The following is a 20,848-nucleotide window of genomic DNA, read 5'->3' on the forward strand; positions in this document are numbered from 1 at the left end:
CCAGGAACCAATGAAAACAAACAGAATCCCCCCAACGGATTCTCACAGGAGCCTACTTCCTGTCAGAACAACCCGAACAGTGAGGCAAAGCCCCGGGCGAAGCATCAAGCTCAGACCGGCGCCGCACAACTGCGGGGCACTCAGAACTTTCGAACAGGGAGGTTAGCTTTTGAGCTCACCCAGCCCCTCCGCAAGAGAAGTGCGCATGCCCGCTTCTTCCATGTGCAACCGCAGCCGCTGATTATACCCGCCCGGCGTATTCAGCGCTTCGATCAGATCCGCGCATCCTGACGCCTGCAGGCTGGTGGACACCAGCATCCGCAAAAAGGCCTCCCCTTGCGCGGGGTCCGATACCCGCTGCCCAAGCCAGTCCGCAGCATCCCCCACCAGGCGCGCAGCCGGCGAGAGCACTGCCTGGGCCGCCAGATAGGACTTCAGCTCCGCTCCGTCTTGAAGCGCAAAGACCCGGTTGTCCGGCTCGAAAATCCGGCCTAGCAGGGCGGTATCCCCGAGGGCCATGATTGGAGAGCCGCCCTGTGCGATGCCGGGAAACGGCATCATGACCGCTGCCGCCGTTGCTGGTGCAGCCCAGTCCGCAACCTGCTCCAGCTCCGCGCCCGCCATGAACGAGACCACTTGCTGGTCCGCCCGGAAGGTCAGGCCGCCCAGAACTGCCTCCGCAATCTCCGCCATCAGGCCCAGGAAGACCACGTCGCTCGCATCGATCACGGCCTGGTTTCCGCACACGGCCACATCTTCAAAGGCCTCGGCAAGCGCCAAAGAGTGGCTTGCGCTGCGTTCCGAGACGGTGATCTGGTGGCCCTTGCCCGCCAGCCCCCGAACCACAGCGGAGGCGATGGTGCCACACCCCAGGACTCCCAGACGCATATCAGATCTCCTTCATCAGCCGCAGCGCATCATAGATCGCCGCGTGAGTGTTGCGCGCAGAAACTGCATCGCCGATGCGGAACAGCTGGAACCGGCCTGCAGAATTAGTGCGAATTGATTGGGGGCGGCCGCTGATCAGGGCACTTTGGTCCACCTCGCCCCGGTTGGCCGATGCGTCCTTGAGCGCAAAGTAGAGATCATCGAGCGGAAGCGTGCCATAGTTCAAGACCACCTGATCATACTCCGCCTGATAGGTATGGCCGCTGTAGTCCGTGCCGATGGACGCCGTCAGCCTGTTGCCGCTGCGCGCCAGCCCCTGCAGGCGGCGGGCAACTGTGAAGGTCACATCCTTGTCCTGCAGCGCCCGCATGTATGGCACCAGGTTCATGCCCATGATGTCAGGGGCAAAGGTCCGGTCGGGGGTCATCACCTCCACTTTGGCGCCCGCATTTGCCGCAGATTCAGCTGCCATCAGGCCCGGATGGTCGCCGCTTTCGTCATAGATCAGCACGTGCCCGGCAGGCTTCACATCGCCGGAGATGACGTCCCAGCTGGACACCGCATGGGGCAGATCGCCGCCGGTTTCATGCAGCATCATGCAGGGCATTCCGCCGGTCGCCACGATCACAACATCCGGATCCAGCGCCTGCACATCCTCTGCTTCGGCCCAAGTGTTGAAGCGGAACGCCACGCCCCGGGCTGCGCATTGCGCCATGCGCCAGTCGATTATGCCGATCATCTCCGCCCGGCGCGGGTTCTGCACGGTCAGCCGGACCTGGCCGCCCGGCTCTGCCGCGGCTTCGAATACGGTGACGTCATGGCCGCGTTCGGCCGCCACGCGCGCGGCTTCCAGGCCGCCCGGCCCGGCACCCACAATCACCACTTTCTTGCGGGTCTCAGCCGGGGTGATCTGGTGCGGCATCGTGAGTTCGCGCCCGGTGGCCGCATTGTGGATGCACAGCGCCTCCCCCGCCTGATAGATCCGGTCCAGGCAATAGGTGGCGCCGACGCAGGGGCGGATATCGTCTTCCCGCCCTTCCATGATCTTCTTCACGATATGCGGGTCGGCCATATGGGCGCGGGTCATGCCCACCATATCCAGCAGACCGCTGGCAACCGCATGGCGAGCCGTTGCCACATCGGGGATGCGTGCGGCGTGAAAGGTCGGCATGCCTGTTGCCTTCTTCACCTCTCCGGCAAAATCAAGGTGCGGCGCCGACGTCATGCCCTGCACCGGGATCACATCCGTCATCGCCGGGTCGGTATGGATGCGCCCACGGATCACGTTGAGGAAGTCCACCATGCCGCTGGCGGCAAGACGCTTAGAGATTTCCAGCCCCTCCTCCGGGGTGATCCCGCCCTTTTCCGCCTCGTCCGCGGTGTAGCGAAGGCCGACGATGAACTCAGCCCCCACCCGGTCCCGCACCGCCTGCAGCACGTCCATCGGAAACTTCATCCGGCCGTCCAGCGTCTGCCCGCCGTAAGGCCCGTCCAGGTCATTGGTCAGCGGCGACCAGAATTGATCCAGCAGGTGGCCGTAGACCTGCAGTTCGATCCCGTCCATGCCACCCTCCTTCATCCGCTCCGCCGCATCGGCGAAGTCGGAGATGATGCGGGTGATGTCCCAGTCCTCAGCCAGTTTCGGGAAAGACCGGTGCGCTGGCTCCCGGTGGCGCGAGGAGCTGACGGACGGCAGCCAGTCGCCCTTGTTCCAGCCGGTGCGGCGGCCTAGGTGGGTAAGCTGGATCATAACCGCCGCGCCGTGTTCGTGCAATTGATCCGTGAGGTTGCGGATCCAGGGAACCACCTCATCCTTGTAGGCGAGGATATTGTTGAACACCGGCGGGCTGTCGCGGCTGACCGCGGCCGATCCTGCGGTCATGGTCAGCGCCACGCCCGCCTTGGCCCGCTCCGCGTGATAGGCGGCATAACGTTCCTTGGGCATGCCGTCCTCCGGATAGGCGGGCTCGTGGCTGGTGGTCATGATCCGGTTGCGAAGCGTCAGATGCTTCAGCTGATAGGGCTGCAGCAGCGGATCCTTGGACATGGGCGTCTCCTGGCATGATGTCTTGGCTTGGCGGCGGTTTTTTCGTCCATCTTGACACATATGTCGATAAAACTTTCACACCTGTCAAGAAAAGTTGCGCCTGCCCCGGCCCGCTGCTATGGCTGGCGCATGGACACACAGGACATTTCCCGCCCGCGGCTGAGCGAAGAAGACTGGCTGGCAGCCGCCTATGAAGTTCTGACGGAAAGCGGTGTGGAAGCGGTGAAGGTGATGCCGCTGGCCAAGCGGCTTGGCGTATCGCGCACCAGTTTCTACTGGCACTTCAAGGACCGCGAGGAACTGCTGGAAGCGATGGTGCAGCGCTGGGAGGAAAGGAACACAGGCAATCTGGTGGCCCGCACCGAAGCCTATGCCGAAAGCATCGCCGAGGCGATGTTCAACCTGTTCGACTGCTGGATCGACCCGGAGCTGTTTGATTCCAGGCTGGATCTGGCCATCCGCAACTGGGCACGAAATGACAGCCGCCTGCAGGAAAGGCTGGACCTTGCCGACGCCCGCCGCGAACGGGCCATGACAGATATGTTCTTGCGCTTCGGCTATCCGGAGGCGGACGCGCTGATCCGCGCGCGGGCGATGATCTACACCCAGATCGGCTATATCTCTATGCAGGTGCACGAAAGCACGGAATACCGGATTTCGCTGATGCCCGGCTGGATCAAGGTGTTCACCGGCACCCGCCCTGAACAGCGGGAACTTGACCGGTTCCTGGCCCGGCACCGATAGGGGCAGACCGCTGTACTTTCTTTGAAAGGCGCACTCCCGCCTGCCAGGCTGGCATCACAAATGCCCGCCCGCCAGTTGGACCGGGCGCCGCGCCTGAAAGGCGCGGCGCGGGTCGCTTCGGGCAATGCCCGAAGCGAAATTTCTCCTCTCCACGTGCCGCCCTTACCGCCTCCGGTAATGATGCACGCTGACGCGCCGGGCGCCCGCCCGGCGCCACCAAATGAAACGGGCGCGGAACCCTTGGTTCCGCGCCCGCCTTGTTTCATCAGGCATAACTGACAGCCTATTCGGCTGCGATCTGCCCTTCGATCTTCTCGACCTTCACCGCCGAGAACTTGAACTCGGGGATCTTGCCGTAGGGGTCCAGCGCCGGGTTGGTCAGGATGTTGGCAGCCGCCTCCACATAGGCAAACGGCACAAACACCATATCCTCGGCAATTGCCCTGTCGGCACGTGCCATGATCTCGATCGAGCCACGGCGGGTCGACAGGCGGATCATCTCGCCCGGCTCGATGCCCATCAGCTTGAGCGTGCGCGGGTTGAGCGAGCAGTTCGCTTCCGGCTCCACCGCATCCAGCACCTTGGAGCGCCGGGTCATCGACCCGGTGTGCCAGTGCTCCAGCTGGCGGCCGGTGGTCATGATCATCGGATACTCCGCATCCGGCGCTTCATCCGGCGGGATCACCGATGCAGGGGTAAAGCGGGCGCGGCCCTCGGGGCGCGGGAAGCCGTCACCGAACACAATCGCCTGACCGGGGTCGGTCTCATGCAGCGACGGATAGGTGATGGTCTCGGTCTCCAGACGCTCCCAGGTGATGTTGTTCAGGGACTTCATGTTCAGCTTCATCTCGGCAAAAACTTCGCTGACATCCTTGTAGTCCCAAGGCAGGCCGATGCGCTGCGCCAGTTCGACAGTCACCTGCCAATCTTCGCGCGCCTCGCCCGGAGGCGTCACCGCGGGGCGCACCCGCTGCACTTGGCGGTTGGTGTTCGACACGGTGCCGTTCTTCTCATAGAGCGCAGAGGCCGGCAGGATAATGTCGGCATAGTTCGCAGTTTCGGTCAGGAAGATATCCTGAACGATCATCAGCTCCAGCTTGGCAAAGGCGTCCCGTGCGTGATCGGCATCCGGGTCGGACATCGCCGGGTTTTCACCCTGGATGTACATGCCCTTGATGTTGCCGGCATAGGCCTGGTCCACAATCTCGGTCACAGTGAGGCCCTTCTCGTTTGAGAAGTCGCCGCCGCCCCAGACATCCGTGAAGCTCTTGCGGACATCATCCGAAGTCACGGTCTGATAATCCGGCAGGAACATCGGGATCAGGCCCGCGTCCGACGCGCCCTGCACGTTGTTCTGGCCGCGCAGCGGGTGCAGGCCGGCACCCGGCTTGCCCACGTTGCCAGTCATCAGCGCCAGCGAGATAAGGCAGCGCGAGTTGTCGGTGCCGTGAATGTGCTGGGACACACCCATGCCCCAGAAGATCAGGCCAGCCTTGCCACCCGCAAATGTGCGGGCAACACTGCGCAGCTGCTCAGGGGAGACACCGCAGATTTCCGACATCTTCTCAGGCGTGAATTGCGCCAGATGCTGTTTTTCCGCTTCCCAGTTCTCAGTGTATTTGTCGATGTATTCCTGGTCGTACAGGCCTTCCTCGACAATCACGCTCATGATTGCGTTCAGCATCGACACGTCGGCGCCGGGGCGGAACTGCACCATTTCGGTGGCAAACCGGCGCAGACCGACGCCGCGCGGATCCATCACGATCAGCTTGCCGCCGCGCTTGGTGAACTGCTTGAAGTAGGTCGCCGCCACCGGGTGGTTCTCGATCGGGTTGGAGCCGATCACGATCGCCACATCCGCGTTTTCGATCTCGTTGAAGGTCGCGGTCACAGCACCGGAGCCGACGTTTTCGATCAGCGCCGCAACAGAGGACGCATGGCACAGACGGGTGCAGTGGTCGACGTTGTTGTGCTTGAAGCCCTGGCGGATGAACTTCTGGAAGAGGTAGGCCTCTTCGTTGGTGCATTTCGCCGAGCCGAAGCCCGCAACCGATTTCGGATCTTCGTCGCGCAGCTTGATCAGGCCCTTGGCGGCCAGATCCATCGCCTCTTCCCAAGTCGCTTCGCGGAAATGGGTCGACAGGTTGCCCGGATCGACGTTCAGGCCTTTGGCGGGCGCGTCGTCGCGGCGGATCAGCGGCTTGGTCAGGCGGTGCGGATGGTGGATGTAGTCAAAGCCGAAGCGGCCCTTGACGCACAGGCGGCCTTCGTTTGCCGGGCCGTTGATGCCCTCGACGTGCTTGACCTTGCCGTCCTTGACCTTGAGCGAGACCTTGCAGCCGACACCGCAGAACGGGCAGACGCTTTCGGTTTCAGAATCATAGTCCTTGCTATCGCCGACCTGGTTTGCGTCCAGCACAGTGGCGGGCATCAGCGCGCCGGTCGGGCAGGCCTGCACGCACTCACCGCATGCGACGCAGGTGGACTGGCCCATCGGGTCTGCGATGTCGAAGGTCGGATAGGCGTCGTGGCCGCGGCCGGCCATGCCGATCACGTCGTTCACCTGCACTTCGCGGCAGGCACGCACGCACAGACCGCAGGAGATACAGGCGTCCAGATTCACCTTCATGGCAACGTGGCTGTCATCCAGCAGCGGAATGCGGCCTTCTTCCAGCTTGGGGAAACGGCTCTCGGTGACGCCATTCAGCTCAGCCATGTCCCACATGTGGGAGGACTTGTCATGCGCCTCTTCCCGCTTGGGCTGGTCGGCCACCAGCAGTTCCATCACCATCTTGCGGGCGTTTTCGGCACGCGCATTGTTGGTGGTGACAACCATGCCTTCAGCGGGTTCGCGGATGCAGGAGGCCGCCAGCGTGCGCTCGCCCTCGATCTCCACCATGCAGGCACGGCAGTTGCCGTCAGGACGGTAGCCCGGCTGCGGCTTGTGGCACAGGTGCGGGATCTTCAGCCCGCGGCCGTTGGCGACTTCCCAGATGGTCAGGCCCTTCTCAGCCGTAACCTGTTCGCCATCGAGTGTGAATGTGACTTTATCGCTCATGGCTCAGACCTCATCCGGAAAATGTTTCATGGTCAGGCGGATCGGGTTCGGCGCAGCCTGGCCGAGGCCGCAAATCGAGGCATCGACCATCGCGGTGCTCAGCTCTTCCAAGAGGCCCTGATCCCACTTCTTCTCGCTCATCAGCTTGACGGCTTTTTCGCAGCCCACCCGGCAGGGGGTGCACTGGCCGCAGCTTTCGTCTTCGAAGAAGCGCAGCATGTTCAGCGCCGCGTCGCGGGCGGAGTCCTGATCAGACAGGACAACCACGGCGGCGGAACCGATGAAGGTGCCATGCGGCTGCAGCGTGTCGAAATCCAGCGGCACGTCATGCATCGACGCAGGCAGCAGGCCCGAGGACGGACCGCCCGGCTGGTAGGCCTTGAAGGCGTGGCCGTCCAGCATACCGCCGCAGGCCTCGATGATGTCGGTGATAGTGGAACCCGCGGGCAGCAGATGCACGCCCGGGTTCTTCACCCGACCCGAAACCGAGTAGCTGCGCAGCCCTTTGCGGCCGTTCTTCTCAACCGAGTTCAGGCATTCCGGGCCTTCACGGTTGATCTTGCAGACCCAGTACAGGGTCTCGACGTTGTGTACGAGGGTCGGGCGGCCGAAGACACCCACCTGCGCCACAAATGGCGGACGGTGGCGCGGCTCGCCGCGCTTGCCTTCGATCGACTCGATCATCGCGCTTTCTTCACCGCAGATATAGGCCCCTGCCCCGCGGCGCAAATCGATGTAGCCTTCCTCGACGATGTCGGCGTCTTCCAGCGCCTTGATCTCGCGGCGCAGGATCTCCAGCACCGCCGGATATTCGTCGCGCATGTAGATAAAGGCTTTCTCGGCCTCGACCGCCCAGGACGCGATCAGCATGCCTTCCAGGAAGACGTGCGGGGTGCGCTCCAGGTAGTAACGGTCCTTGAATGTGCCGGGCTCGCCTTCGTCGCCGTTCACCGCCAGATAGCGCGGGCCTTCGTTGGCACGCACAAAGCCCCATTTGGTGCCGGACGGAAAGCCAGCGCCGCCCAGGCCGCGCAGACCGGCTTCTTTGACTTTCGCCTGAACCGCTTCCCAGTCGCCGTTGGCACGCAGGTCTTTCAGCGTGGCATAGCCGCCTTCGGCCTCATAGGTGGCGAAGGTTTCATATTCCGGGATATGGGCGTGGGTATCATCAGCCGCAATCGCCGCTTCCACCTTTTCGACGGTGGCGTGGTCGATGTGGTTGTGGCCGATCTCCAGCACCGGCGCGGTATCGCAGCGGCCCATGCAGGGTGCGCGCAGCACGCGGACCTGGCTCGCGTCCAGACCGTCTTCCAGCGCCTTTTTCAGTTGCTCAGCCCCGGCCAGTTCGCAGGACAGCGAATCGCAGACCCGGATGGTCAACGCGGGCGGCGGGGTCTCGCCTTCCTTCACCACATCGAAATGGGCGTAGAAGGTGGCGACCTCATAGATCTCCGCCTGCCCGGTGCGCATCTCCTCCGCCAGCGCGCGGATATGCGTGGCGCTGAGGCAGCCGTATTTGTCCTGAATCAGATGCAGGAACTCAATCAAGAGGTCACGGTTGCGCGGGCGGTCCCCCAGCAGTTCCTGAACCTCGCTCAGCGCGATGTCGTCGACCTGGCGGCCTTTGGGCGTTTTGCGCCCTTTGCCTTTGCCGGACTTCCATACGCCCTTGCTATCATCCAATGGTGCCATGGGATCCTCCAGTCAGCACGTCTTTCATTCAGCCAATGCCATCAAGAATGAATATCGTCAAATCTGGAAATTGGATTGCACGATCAGAAAATCTTATGACGCCATTTGCGGCATCCTATCGTCTACAAACGTCGCAACTACCTCTTTCAAAGCGCGCACAGTTGTGAGTTCCGGGGTCCGGTCCAGAGTCGCAATGCAAATCGGGCGCGCCTGCTCCGGCTCCACCAGCGCCAGAACCCGGGTGCCACCAAGCTCGCCCAGCGCCTGCATCAGCGCCCGCGGCAGGATGGTCGCAGCCGAGCCTTCCCGCGCCAGCACCATCGAGGCCATGAAGCCGTTGGATTCGGACACGATCTCCGGCTTCAGCCCCAGATCGGCAAAGATCCGGTCCAGAATCCGCCGGTTCTGCATCTGCTGGTCCAAAAGGCTCAGCGGCAGTTCCGCGGCCTCAGCCCAACTGATCGTATCGCCACGCTCCGCCACCATGTCTTCCGGCGCCAGCAGCACATAACTTTCCTCGTACAGAGGCTGAACCGTCACCAGTTCGCGCCCAATACCATCGGCATAGGTAATTCCGGCGTCAATTGTACCATCATACAGACGCTGCTGAATAGCCAGCGAGGTGGTGACCTCCACCTGTGCCAGAATCCGCGGATAGGCCTGATGCACCTGATCCACCAGCTGCGCCGCCCAGGCAGTGGCGGTCGGCACCACTCCCAGAACCAGTGTGCCGCTCACCTCGCCGCGGGTGGCAGCGATCTCCTGTTCCAGCGCCTTGGCATCATCCAGGATCGACCGCGCCCGGCGCACGATCATCATGCCTTCCTCCGTCAGCCCCTGAAAACGGTTGGCCCGGCGCACAATGGAAAGACCCAGCCGCTCTTCCAAGTTCCTGATCCGCATCGAAAAGGCCGGCTGCGACATGCCGCAATCAGCGGCTGCCTTGGCGAAATGCTTGTGCCGCGCCAGCGCCGTCAGCAGCATAAGGTCCTTGAGCTCGATCATGTTGGAACCTTAAGCCGCTGCCGCCGGTCTGTACAATGGAACAGTTGCCGGCTCAGTCCTGACTGCCGGATCCTGCAGCTCCCGGCGCGGATCCGTACAGCCCTGTCAGTTCCTCCAGAACTGCCAGGGCATTTTCCAACTGCACCGCGATCCCCGGGCGGTCCGCAAGCGCCCGCCCCAGCCTTTCATCCCGGGCCATCCGCATCTCTGCGACTGTCCGGCAGCCCTCTTCCGTAAGGCTGTAGGACACACCGGAACGGCCGGCCCCTTTCTTTTGCGTAAGCCCGGCAGAGGCCAGCTTGCGCAAGGAATACTGGATGTTGGGAATATCCACGCGATTGGTGATCCGGGCCATTTCCTTGATTGACTTGGCCCGGCCGCCATCACCAATCAGCAGCAAAAGGGTGATTTCAGCCCCCGACAGCGTCGCGCTGCTCAGCTGTTCAAAGTTCTCTGCCTGCCAGCGGATCAAGCCTTCGTGTGCCCGCTGCATCGCCAGTTCCAGGCTATGCAGCTTTTCCCTGGCCAGTTCGGCAGACGGATGTGAATATGTGGAAGGGCCGACTGAATGATCCAACGAACAACTCCAATAAATGCTGCCGGAAACGGCAAAAATGCTGCGGATTAGAATATCCGGCGCATACCGCGCCTGCCCGGCGAACACTCCGTTGCAATAACTCCCCCTGCCGGGGGACCGGGCGCAATTCCGAAAATCCAATTCAAATGACCCGCAACATATCCAACCAAATTCTCCAGACTGCAATACCCCGCCGGATATTGCAGCAGGTCTGGGAAAGGCTCGGCGCGGCCGAGGTGAAGGAGCAGCGTTGAAGTTGCGGAACTCAGTTCTGATGCCGTTTGGCCAGAAGTGCAGGACGCCACCACAAGGCAGGGGCTGCCTGCGGGCAAAGAAGCTCAGCCCAAAACGAGGTTCTGCAAATCGCGCCGTTTGATGGCGTAGCGGGCGAGCCCTCCATAGGCTGCGCGCACCTGAGCCCTGCCCGGTTTGCCGGACAGGTAATTTGCGGCCGTCAATTCGGGAAACAGGTCAAACAGCTCCTGCCTGCCGTCATCGGTCAGTCCGCGAACAGCTTCGGGGCCGGGCCAGAAGGTCTCGGTTGCAGCGCCTTCAGCGAAAATTACTTCGTGCTGCTCTGTCATGAGATGGACATAGGTGACCGGGCCGTTCATTTCGCTCAGTTGGGTGCAGTTCGGGTCGATCTCCGCCAGCAGTTTGGCCGTCATGAAGCTCTCTTCGAACTGGCGGTCCCCCGCAAAGGCCTTGCGCCCAACCAGCAGACGGTGCTGCGGCGACAGCAGCATAGGCCGTTCCGGGGACAGTAAGCCGCCCGGGTGTACTCTGTAAGGGCGCAGTTGCGGACGCCGGGCCAGATCTTCAGGGCTCAGAGTACGGCTGCCGGTCCAGATCACCGGCTGATAGCCATTGTCAGCGGTCTGCAATAAATCCCCCACGCGGATCTGCCCGGCCGGCACCGCCCCGCGCCGGGTGGCCAACATGACTTCCGGTGTAAAACAAGGGATGCCGGCGGAATACATCTGCGGCGCAGTGGACATCTGCGCCGGAGTGACCCCCTGAAGGACCAGCTTTTCACCGCTCGGGAAGGTGAGCAGGGCATTGCCGAATCCGTCATCGCTGACAGAAATATCCCAGGCGCGCACCGCACCGGCAGGCCCGGTGCCGCCTGTCAGGTCCGAGACGTCCAGTTGGTCATTGTAGAAACCGTCGCTGTCGTCATCGGCGATGCTGAAATCGGTAATCGTATCGGTGCCGCCGCCGCCGCTCAGGATCAGTTCGTCATAGCCGGTGCCGCTGGTGATCGAGTCATCACCGGCACCGAATGTCACTGTGTCGTCACCGGCACCTGCGTCAATCACGGTGCCGGCGCTGTCGGCAGAAGCGTCCACGACATCCGCCTGATCCGTCAGGTTGAGCGCCTCGACCTCGGAGAAGGTGATCGTGTCGGTGCCGTCGGTAATGGTGCCGGCTTCGTCCCCGGTATAGGTGACCGTGACGCCTGTCGTGACGCCTGAAACGTCGACGGTATCATAGTCGTTCCCGGCCTCGCCGCCGGTCAGGGTGTCATTGCCGAACCCGTCCGACATCTCAAAAGTATCGGCATCGGCCTCGCCATGCATCACGTCGGCGCCGTTGCCGCCAATCAGCAGGTCGTCATCGTTACCGCCGTACATGGTATCGGCGCCGTCGCCGCCTTCCAGCGTGTCGTTGCCGTCTGTCGCTACGATACTGTCGTCGCCGGTGCCGCCAACAAGGCTGTCATCCCCGGCCGAGTTTCTGAGCGTATCGTTGCCTGCACCGCCAATCAGCGTGTCGTTGCCCAAGCCAGTGGTGAGGCTGTCATCGCCGTCGCCGCCCTCGATATAGTCGTCACCGTCGCCGCCGGAGATCGTGTCGGCGCCAAGGCCGCCGATCAGGGTATCCGCCCCTGACCCGCCGTCCATCACATCGTCGCCGTCGCCACCGTCCATACTGTCGTTGCCGGCCTCGCCGTACATCAGGTCCGCATCGGCGCCGCCTGCCATCACATCGTTATCATTGCCGCCGTACAACGTGTCGTTGCCATCGCCGCCTTCCAGCGTGTCGTTGCCATCGGTTGCAACAATGCTGTCGTTGCCGGTGCCGCCAACAAGGCTGTCATCGCCAGCCGAGTTCTGCAGGGTATCGTCGCCTTCACCGCCGACCAGCGTATCGTTACCCAGCCCGGTTGACAGGAAGTCGTTGCCTTCACCGCCGTCAATATAGTCGTTGCCATCGCCGCCGGAGAGCGTATCGCCCCCGGCCCCGCCGATCAGCGTATCCGCCCCCTCTCCGCCTTCCAGAACATCGTCGCCGTCACCGCCATCCAGGCTGTCGTCACCCTCCTCCCCCAGTAGCGAGTCATTGCCGCCCTGACCGAAAACGATGTCATTGCCGTCGCCGCCCAGCACGGTGTCGGCACCCTGCTCGATAGGAGTGACAACGGCATCGTCGATGACGTCCCCGGACAGGGTGAAACCCGCCAGACCATCACGGGTTTGAAGAGTGAATTCAATTGACGACCGGTCCTCGAAACCTGCAGAGAACCAGGCGTCCTGATCGGTGTAGGCATTGAACTGCGTCCCGGCCGCCGTCACCAAATTGCCATCGGTCGAGGTATCGAGCGAGGTAGTCGATGAAACACCAAAGGAAGTGAAGCTGTTACCGTCAATGATGACCGCCTCAGCATCACCGTAGCCGCTGTTGTCGTCGATATCGTTGAAAGTGGCTGTGGAATTCAGGTAAACCGGCTCACCCGTTGCCGGATCGAAGAATTCCAGCCGGAACGTCGCCTGATCGCCTGCCTGATCGCCTTCCAACAAGATTTCGGCGCCGTCGGTGTAGCCGAACTGCACCGACATATTCGCGTTCGATTTCTCAACCAGGACCAGCTTGCCCCAGACCTTGGTGCCATCCTCCAGCGTTGCGACATCGCTGAAGACAGCATAATCACCTGCAGACCCCGTCCAGCCGTCATGCGATATAGTCTGGATGTTGTCGATCTTCAGCTCGAGCGGACTGGCATCCGCACCCTGATCGAAACCGTCCCCCATGTCGCCATAGATAACGTCATCGCCTTCGCCACCATCAATGACGTCGCTGCCTTCCTCACCCGCAACAGTGTCGTTGCCCAGGCCCGCTTCGATGATGTCATCACCGGTAGAACCGGCAAGCTTATCGTGGCCCCCAGTACCTTTCAAAGTCGCAAGAAGGCCGGAGAGCCAATCAGGTATTGGCATGTTTCAATCTCGTTTCTTGGCCAAGGGCCGACGCTCCCAAACAGGCAAAACAATTCAGGAAAAGGCAGCGCAGCTGCGGTCTTTAGTACACGTATCCCGGTAATGAATGGTAAACCCGCCGGGCATCATGACTCTTTATTTTCGGACCTGCGGAGAGGGGCCGGAATGATCTGCGGCAACGTTCAACTGCTGACCCAAAGCCCTCCGGACATCATTTCCCTGACCAGCTGCACATGATTCGCTCCGCCCGGACAGCATTCCGGTAAAAGTGAGTCAAAAAAATTGTGGCTCCACACTGCCTTTTCGCCCCCAAAACAGGAGGCAGCGCGCATTTTAACGGCCCTGAAATGAATCCCCCGGAGTGTTCTCCTGCCCAGCACCTCACTGCTGGCACCGCCAATGGCCGCTTTCAGGCAGTCCGGCAGACTGAAATGTTGATGGGAACTTCGCCGTAATGACTCGACTGTTTAAATTCTGGAACAACATGCGGCTGGGCCGCAAGCTGCCGCTTTCAATTGCCGCGCCGACAATCTTTCTGACGCTTGCTTCAGGCTTTTTCTTTGCCTGGGAGGCCGGGCAGGCGCTGAAATCCAACCGCGAGGCGGCCTATGCCACGCTTCTGGAAGAGCGCAAGGAAGCGCTGGAGAATTGGGTTGCGGGGTTGCGGTCCCAGACCCGGACGCTGGTCGCCAGCAAGGCAGTTGAAACCGCTTTGCGCGACTTCTCCAACGGTTTCTACTCGCTTGGCGACGATCCCAGCAGCTATCTGCGCGCATCCTATGCCGATGGTAACCCAAACCCGGCAGGCGAACGCTACAAACTGCTGGACGCCAAAGACAAATCCGCATGGTCCATCCGCCATAAGATGAACCACGCCGGTTTTGTGACCTTCCTTGAAGAGCAGGGTTTTCTGGATGCCTATCTTTTGGATGTGCAGGGCAACATGGTCTACTCGGTCCACAAGAATGAAGACTTCGCGCTGAACTATCTGGACGGACCGTATAAGGACAGCGGACTGGGCCAGGCCTTCCGCACCGCCCTGGAAATGGAACAAGGCAATGTCTTCCTGTCAGAAATGGCTGCCTATGAGCCGGATGGCGGGGCGGCGGCAATGTTTATCTCTTCGCCCGTCTTCAAGAAAGGCGCGATCATGGGGGCGCTGGTTCTGCGGGTGCCGGTAAACGGTATCTCCGGCATCCTGTCCCATTCAGCGCTGCTCGGAGAAACCGGGCAGGCTTACCTAGTGCGCGGCGACGGCATCGCCCTTACCGCGTCGGACCGTGAAGACGGCCATCAAGTCCTGACAAAGCTGCCCGAGCTGCAGCAGATCACCGCAGCGCTCAGCGGCGGGGAAAGCAGCTTCTCCGGAACCCCCGGGCTTGCCGGCCAGGCGGTTGAGGCAATGGCTGCCAGCGTCGGGCTGGACGACCGCACCTGGGGAATTGTGCTGGAAGTCGACAGCGCTGAGGCCCTAGCCGCCGAGAAAAGCCTGGTCAATGCCTCCATGCTGCAGGCCGTTGGCGTTGCCCTCGCAGTGGCGCTGCTCTCTTGGATTGCGGCCCGCGGCATTGCACGCAAGGTATCCGGCCTGTCGGACAGCGTCGAACACATTGCTGCCAAGGACTATGATCATCCTGTTGCCGGGCTGGGAACCGGCGACGAATTCGGCAATATCGCCGGTATTCTGGAAGGCTTCAAATCCGATCTGCAAAATGCCCAGCTTGCCGAAGAGGAACGGGCGGAAGCGCAGCGCGAGCAGGACCTTGTGGTGAACGAATTGCGCACTGGCCTGACCCATCTGGCCCAGGGCAATTTTTCAACCACGATCGACACCCCTTTCCCCGAGGCCTACAAAGGCCTGCGGCTGGACTTCAACCAGACGGTCAACACCCTGAATGCAACCGTCCGCGAGGTGGTGGAGGCCACCACCAGCATCCGCAACGGCACCTCGGAAATCAGCCAGGCATCCGACGACCTGTCGCAGCGCACCGAAAGCCAGGCTGCAACTTTGGAACAGACAGCCGCAGCTCTCGATCAGATGACCGCCAGCGTCAAGGCAGCCGCCAATGGCGCGCGCGAAGTGGAAGCCGCAATGAACGAGGCCCGGGACGAAGCGAAAACCAGCGGCGAAGTCGTACAGAACGCGGTATCCGCTATGAACGGCATTGAGGAATCCGCGCGCCATATTTCGCAGATCATCGGGGTGATTGACGACATTGCCTTCCAGACCAACCTCCTGGCCTTGAATGCGGGTGTCGAGGCCGCCCGCGCAGGTGACGCGGGGCGCGGATTTGCCGTCGTCGCCTCCGAAGTGAGGGCGCTGGCGCAGCGCTCCTCGGATGCGGCGATGGAAATCAAGGCGCTGATCTCCAATTCAGGCGAGCAGGTCGAAAAGGGCGTGGACCTTGTTGGAAAAGCAGGCGAAGCACTGCACAGCATCGTGTCGCAGGTGTCGCATATTTCGGGGCTGGTGTCGGACATTGCCGAAGGTGCGGCCGAACAGTCCACCGGCATTGGCGAGATCAATACCGGGGTGATGCAGCTGGATCAGGTCACCCAGCAAAACGCCGCCATGGTCGAGCAGATGACAGCGGCGGGCCAGCTGCTGAACGGCGATGCCTCAAATCTGGCCGGACTGGTGGCGCAATTCAACGTCGGGCTGGACATGCCCGCACCCCGTCAGGCCCCAGAGCCGGAACTTCCCACGGCGCATGGAACCGGCTGGGATGAAGTACCGCAGGCGCCGGCTGCCATGCCGGTCTCGGACGGATCAGCCGCCTTGGCGAAATGGCAGGATTTCTGATCCTGCCGGGCGGCCGATGCAATTCGGCTGCCGCATGTGCCACACCTGCGCGGCCGCCAGCCGCAATGATGTTGTGAAAACCGGATTTTCAGACTTTAAAAGGAAAATGGGACAGAACCGAACACTTGGCTCAATCAAAGGCCGCAATTGCCAACAGTGTTTCTGAAAAAGCAAAGGTGGCTGGATGGCCGTGTCAAACTTCCCCGCAAGCTGGCTGCGCGCCCTTAGCAACAGGACTTACCTGCCTGCGCTGCTTGCTTTGGCCGTGGTCTGCGCTGCGGGGCTTTATGCCGAAAGACAGAACGCCACGATCCATTACCAGTCCCAGCGCGCTGATACCCAGCAGGCGGCAGGGATGGTCAAGTCCCGCCTCGAAGGGCAGCTGAACGGCGACTACCAGCGGCTGCGCGGCCTATCGGCCATGCTGGCCACCGAACCGGACATGGGACAGGAGCGGTTCAGCCGGATTGCTGCTCAGGTTCTGGAGGGAAAGACCGCCATCCGGCATATCGCGGCGGCTCCAGGGCTAGTGGTTTCTCTGGTTCATCCAATGCGGGGCAACGAAGCGGCCCTTGGATTAGACTACAACAGGAACGATGCCCAGCGCGCCGCCGCACACCGGGTGCGTGACAGCGGCGAGATGGTGCTGGCAGGACCGGTTGACCTTGTTCAGGGCGGCACCGGATTCATCTACCGCCTGCCGATTTTCACCGGCACCGGGACGAAGCGGACATTCTGGGGTATCCTGTCAGCAGTCGTTGAAACAGAGACTCTTTATGCAGCAACGGAGTTAAACAGCGGCGGCGGCTTGGACATTGCGTTGACCGGGCGCGACGGCACCGGGGCGGCTGGCCGGCAATTCTTTGGTTCAACTGGCATTCTTTCAGACCACCCGGTGGTTATGGACATCAGCCTCCCCGCTGGTTCCTGGCAGCTGGCGGCCCGTCCGCGAGGCGGGTGGCAAGAAAACCCTGACAACCTGTGGCAGCTGCGGCTTGCCCTGCTGGCGGCCGGCACTCTGATCGTGTTCCCAACCTTTCTGGCCGGCAGGCTGTCCGCAGCACGGCAAGCTGTGATCGGCAAACTGCGCTACAGAGAGGCTGAACTGGAGGCCGTCTCACGGCGGTTGGAAATTGCGGTCAAAACATCCAAGGTCGGGATCTGGGAGTACGACGGCACGACCCGCCAGGCCAGCTGGGACAGCCGGATGCATGAGCTGTACGATGTGCCCGAAGAACAGGGCCCGCCGAGCGCGGCGGCCTGGGCCGAAAAACTGCATCCTGACGACCGCGGCAGGGTTCTCGACGCCCTCGAAACGGCTGAACAGAATAACACGAGCTTTGCGTCTGATTTCCGAATCGTCCTGGACAACGGCACGCTCAAGCACATCCGGGCACTGGCCAGCCCGTTCACCGACGCGCGCGGCCGGAACTGGATGATCGGTGTAAATTGGAATGTGTCCGAGGATGTCCGCCTGCGCGAGGAACTGATCTGCGCCAACCAGACCCTGTCCGAAAGGAACAGCGAGCTGAAACAAGGCAAACAGGCCTTGGAACAGGCGCATGCTGAACTGCAAAAACAGCAGGCGGAACTGCACCGCCTGTCGCTGGTGGCCAAACACGCGTCCGACAGCATTATCCTTACAGACGCAGAAAGGCGGATTCTCTGGGTTAACGATGCATTTACGCGGGCAACCGGCTATTTGGCCGATGACGCTATCGGCCGCACGCCTTCGGAACTTCTGGACGGACCGAACACCGACGCCAAGGTGATTCAGGAAATGAACCGGCACAAGGACCTTGGCATCCGCTACCACAACGAGGTTCTCAATTACACGAAGGCTGGTGACGAGGTCTGGTTTGACACCAACATCGTGCCGGTCACGAACGCGGACGGATCCGTGGATCTGATCATTGGTATCGAACGGGACATCACAGGCAGCAAACAACGTGAACGCGAGCTGGCCGAAGCCAAACTAGCCGCGGAACAAGCCGACCGCGCCAAATCTGAGTTTCTGGCCAACATGAGCCATGAGATCCGCACACCGATGAATGGCATCATTGGTATGGCTGACCTCCTGGCAGAGGCGGAACTGCCGCCAGACGAACAGCAAAACGTGGAGACCATCCGCAGCTCGGCCCAGGCGCTGCTGAAGATCATCAACGACATCCTCGACCTGTCGCGGCTGGAAGCGGGCAAATTTTCTATCACCAGTGAAGACTTCAATCTGCGCGATTGCGTCAGCAGTGCTGCAAATCTGTTCCGTCCGAAAGCGCAGGAAAAAGGCCTGCCGCTGGAAATCAGCTACGCAGACGGGTTGCCGGAACGAATGCACGGGGATGACGGGCGGATGCGCCAGATCCTGGTCAACCTGATTGGCAACGCCGTGAAATTCACTGCAGAGGGCAAAATCGCCGTCCGGATCTCACATGCGCCAGGTGATCTGTACCGTCTGGTTATTGAAGTGGAGGACAGCGGCATCGGGATCTCCGAGAACCAGGCGCGCCACATCTTTGACCGGTTCACTCAAGCTGATGCGGCAACAACTAAGGCATTTGGCGGCACCGGACTGGGTTTGACCATTTCCAGTATGCTTGCAAAGCGGATGGGCGGCGGCATCTCAGTATTGTCTGAACTTGGCCAGGGTTCTTGCTTCCGCCTGGAGCTGCAATTGGCCCCGTCAGGCGAAGCATCAGGCCAAACGGACGCTTTCCCCCTGGAAAGCGCCCCGCAGCTTGCCCCCTGCAAGGTACTCTTGGCCGAAGACAATCAGACTAACAGGCTGCTAATCCGCAAATACCTGCGCGGCCAGCCGGTGGAGCTGGCCGAAGCCGCGAACGGCCGCACAGCGGTGGACCTGTGCAAACAGCTGCAACCGGATATCATCCTTATGGACATGTCTATGCCGGTGCTGGACGGAATCGGCGCAACCCGGGAAATCCGCAGCTTAGCCATCCCTCAGCCTGCCATCGTGGCCCTGACAGCCAACGCGTTTGCAAGCGATCAGCAAGCTTGCCTGGATGCGGGGATGGACAAATTTCTGGCCAAACCCGTGAAAAAGGCCGTGCTGCTGCAAACACTGGCGGCGTTTCTGACGGAGCGGCCAGCTCAGCAAGAGCCTCGTGCCAGTGCCTGAACACAACTGCTGACGGCCCTTCTGCCTCTCTTTTATACAGCTGCTCCGATCAGCCCTACACCAGCTGCCATCAGCACCGCCGCGCCCAGCCGCCGCATCCAGTAGCCTTCCTTGAGAAACACAAAGCCGATCAAAGCCGCAAAAATCACCGAAGTTTCCCGCAGTGCGGATACCGCCCCCAGCGGTGCAAAGTTCTTGGCGTAAAGCACCAGCCCGTAGGCCGTCATCGACACCAGCCCGCCCGCAATGCCCAAAACCCAGACTTTCCCTGGCAGCGCAGCAAGGCTGCGCCGCCTGCGGAATGCGACAAAACCGGCAATAAAGATGTGCAGGAAAGCACCCCAGGCCCAATAGCTGAGCGTATTGCCTGAAAGGCGCACGCCCAACCCGTCGACGACAGAATAGATCGAAATGCAAAAGCCAGTGCCCGCCGCAAAGCCAAAAGCCGCACGCCCAACCCCCGAACGCAGTGCCTTCCAACTGCTGAGCTGGATACCGAAGGCAATCACTGCAATTCCTGCCCAGGCCTGCAACGGCAGCATTTCCCCCGCGAAGGCCATCGCCCATAGGCCCACAAGGGCTGGCACGATACCCCGGGCAATCGGGTACACCACGCTGAGGTCACCGTGCTGATAGGCGCGACCCAGCATGTAGTAGTAGCCGAAATGCACGACGGTCGACGCCAGAATATAAGGAAAACTCTCTGCCGACGGCAACGGCAGAACTGCAATCATCACTGCACTTGGAATCACCTGGCCGAACGCCACGAGACCAAGGGTGGTAGTGCGGTCGGCGGCCGTCTTTACGATAGCATTCCACAGCGCATGCAGCAGGGCAGCAGATAGAATGATGGCAATTACGGGAAGCGTCATATCCTGTTCAGTCTTTCGGCAAGAACCCGTCGGCGGAACTTTCGTCTCCTGCGCCTTCAGGCATTTCCTCGATCAGGCGTGTCTCCAGCAGCTGTCCGTTGCGGTAGAGCACGGGGGTGGCGACGGCGGCGATGTGGCTGTTGAACTCGCGCAGGGCCCGCAGCGTCTCCAGGTGGATGTCGGAGGTCTCGAAACTCTCCCGCCCGCCGTTTTGCAATCGGCTCAGGTGGCGCTTGCGGCTGTCATGCTCCATCCGTTTCAGCTCGGTCTTCTCCAGGCTCAAGAGCCGGGCGCTCTCCAGATCGTCGGAGATCAGCACATTGGAGGCCAGCTGCAGATTGGCCTGGATCGCCTCATGCATGCGGGTGATTTCCAGCCAGCCGTCCTTTGAAAAGCTGAGGCCCTTCTTGTTCATTTCGCCTGCCAGCACCGTCAGGCGCCGCGCCACCACGTCGCCCGCGGTCTCCAGCCGGATGGCGTATTCCATCAGGCTGCGGGCGGTCTTCAGCTCCGCCTTGCTGAACGCCTCTTCCGGGATTGCGGCCACATAGCGGCGGATGCCGGAGAGGCAGGCGTTGACCTCATCATCCATCCGCTGCACCGCCCTGATCTGCTCCTTGCTGCCGCCCTGATACAGCTCCAGCACCGGGCGGAACATGGCGCCGACTTGGTCGGCCATCCGCAGCAATTCGCGCTTGAGGTTGGCCACCGCCTGGGCCGGAGAGCCGTAGCTGCCCTGCTCCAGCGCGCTGGCCGCCCGCCCCGGCGCTGCGGTTCCGGCCTGTGCGGGCTCGGGAAAACTGCGCAT

At 61.6% G+C, this 20,848-nt stretch carries 12 protein-coding genes; 3 read left to right on the plus strand and 9 right to left on the minus strand.

Features of this window, described 5'->3' with window-relative positions; all coding sequences use genetic code 11:
- Positions 1–162: 162 nt before the first annotated feature.
- Both RA24_RS20900 and RA24_RS20905 read right to left on the minus strand, forming a co-directional pair.
- A complete protein-coding gene (locus RA24_RS20900; RefSeq protein ID WP_039194133.1) occupies positions 163–888 on the minus strand; it encodes an NAD(P)-binding domain-containing protein in 726 nt (241 codons plus the stop codon).
- 1 nt (position 889) lies between these two features.
- A complete protein-coding gene (locus tag RA24_RS20905; protein ID WP_039194134.1) occupies positions 890–2,935 on the minus strand; it encodes an NADH:flavin oxidoreductase in 2,046 nt (681 codons plus the stop codon).
- Between the two features lie 129 nt (positions 2,936–3,064).
- Between RA24_RS20905 and RA24_RS20910 the strand changes: the two genes are divergently transcribed.
- Positions 3,065–3,679 carry a TetR/AcrR family transcriptional regulator gene (locus RA24_RS20910; RefSeq protein ID WP_019297404.1) on the plus strand — a complete coding sequence of 205 codons (615 nt, stop codon included), beginning with the start codon at positions 3,065–3,067 and terminating at the stop codon, positions 3,677–3,679.
- Between the two features lie 283 nt (positions 3,680–3,962).
- Here RA24_RS20910 and fdhF read toward each other — a convergent pair whose 3' ends face one another.
- From fdhF to RA24_RS20935, 5 genes are all read right to left on the minus strand, one after another.
- Entirely contained in the window at positions 3,963–6,737 is a 2,775-nt protein-coding gene (fdhF, locus tag RA24_RS20915) for a formate dehydrogenase subunit alpha (protein WP_039194135.1), read from the minus strand.
- Between the two features lie 3 nt (positions 6,738–6,740).
- The gene (locus tag RA24_RS20920; protein WP_039194137.1) at positions 6,741–8,429 is read right to left on the minus strand and encodes an NAD(P)H-dependent oxidoreductase subunit E; all 1,689 of its coding nucleotides are present in this window, start codon (positions 8,427–8,429) and stop codon (positions 6,741–6,743) included.
- Positions 8,430–8,522: 93 nt separating this feature from the next.
- Positions 8,523–9,434: a LysR family transcriptional regulator gene (locus RA24_RS20925; RefSeq protein ID WP_019297401.1), complete on the minus strand. Its 912-nt coding sequence runs from the start codon at positions 9,432–9,434 to the stop codon at positions 8,523–8,525.
- Between the two features lie 52 nt (positions 9,435–9,486).
- The gene (locus RA24_RS22860) at positions 9,487–10,197 is read right to left on the minus strand and encodes a winged helix DNA-binding protein (protein WP_237754590.1); all 711 of its coding nucleotides are present in this window, start codon (positions 10,195–10,197) and stop codon (positions 9,487–9,489) included.
- 152 nt (positions 10,198–10,349) lie between these two features.
- Positions 10,350–13,229 carry a Hint domain-containing protein gene (locus RA24_RS20935; protein WP_039194143.1) on the minus strand — a complete coding sequence of 960 codons (2,880 nt, stop codon included), beginning with the start codon at positions 13,227–13,229 and terminating at the stop codon, positions 10,350–10,352.
- Positions 13,230–13,683: 454 nt separating this feature from the next.
- On the opposite strand from RA24_RS20935, the gene RA24_RS20940 reads away from it, so the two are divergent.
- Positions 13,684–16,032, plus strand: a complete 2,349-nt coding sequence (locus RA24_RS20940) for a methyl-accepting chemotaxis protein (protein WP_082008962.1) — start codon at positions 13,684–13,686, stop codon at positions 16,030–16,032.
- A gap of 184 nt (positions 16,033–16,216) precedes the next feature.
- The gene (locus RA24_RS20945) at positions 16,217–19,168 is read left to right on the plus strand and encodes an ATP-binding protein (protein ID WP_019297397.1); all 2,952 of its coding nucleotides are present in this window, start codon (positions 16,217–16,219) and stop codon (positions 19,166–19,168) included.
- Between the two features lie 32 nt (positions 19,169–19,200).
- On the opposite strand, the gene RA24_RS20950 is transcribed toward RA24_RS20945, so the two are convergent.
- Positions 19,201–20,040 (minus strand): DMT family transporter, encoded by an 840-nt coding sequence (locus RA24_RS20950; RefSeq protein ID WP_019297396.1) that lies wholly within the window; start codon positions 20,038–20,040, stop codon positions 19,201–19,203.
- Between the two features lie 7 nt (positions 20,041–20,047).
- The coding region (locus RA24_RS20955) for a Na/Pi cotransporter family protein (RefSeq protein ID WP_193747160.1) at positions 20,048–20,848 on the minus strand (801 nt) is incomplete at its 5' end.

Origin of the sequence: Leisingera sp. ANG-M6 (genome assembly GCF_000813905.1) — a bacterium.
Classification (GTDB): Bacteria; Pseudomonadota; Alphaproteobacteria; order Rhodobacterales; family Rhodobacteraceae; genus Leisingera.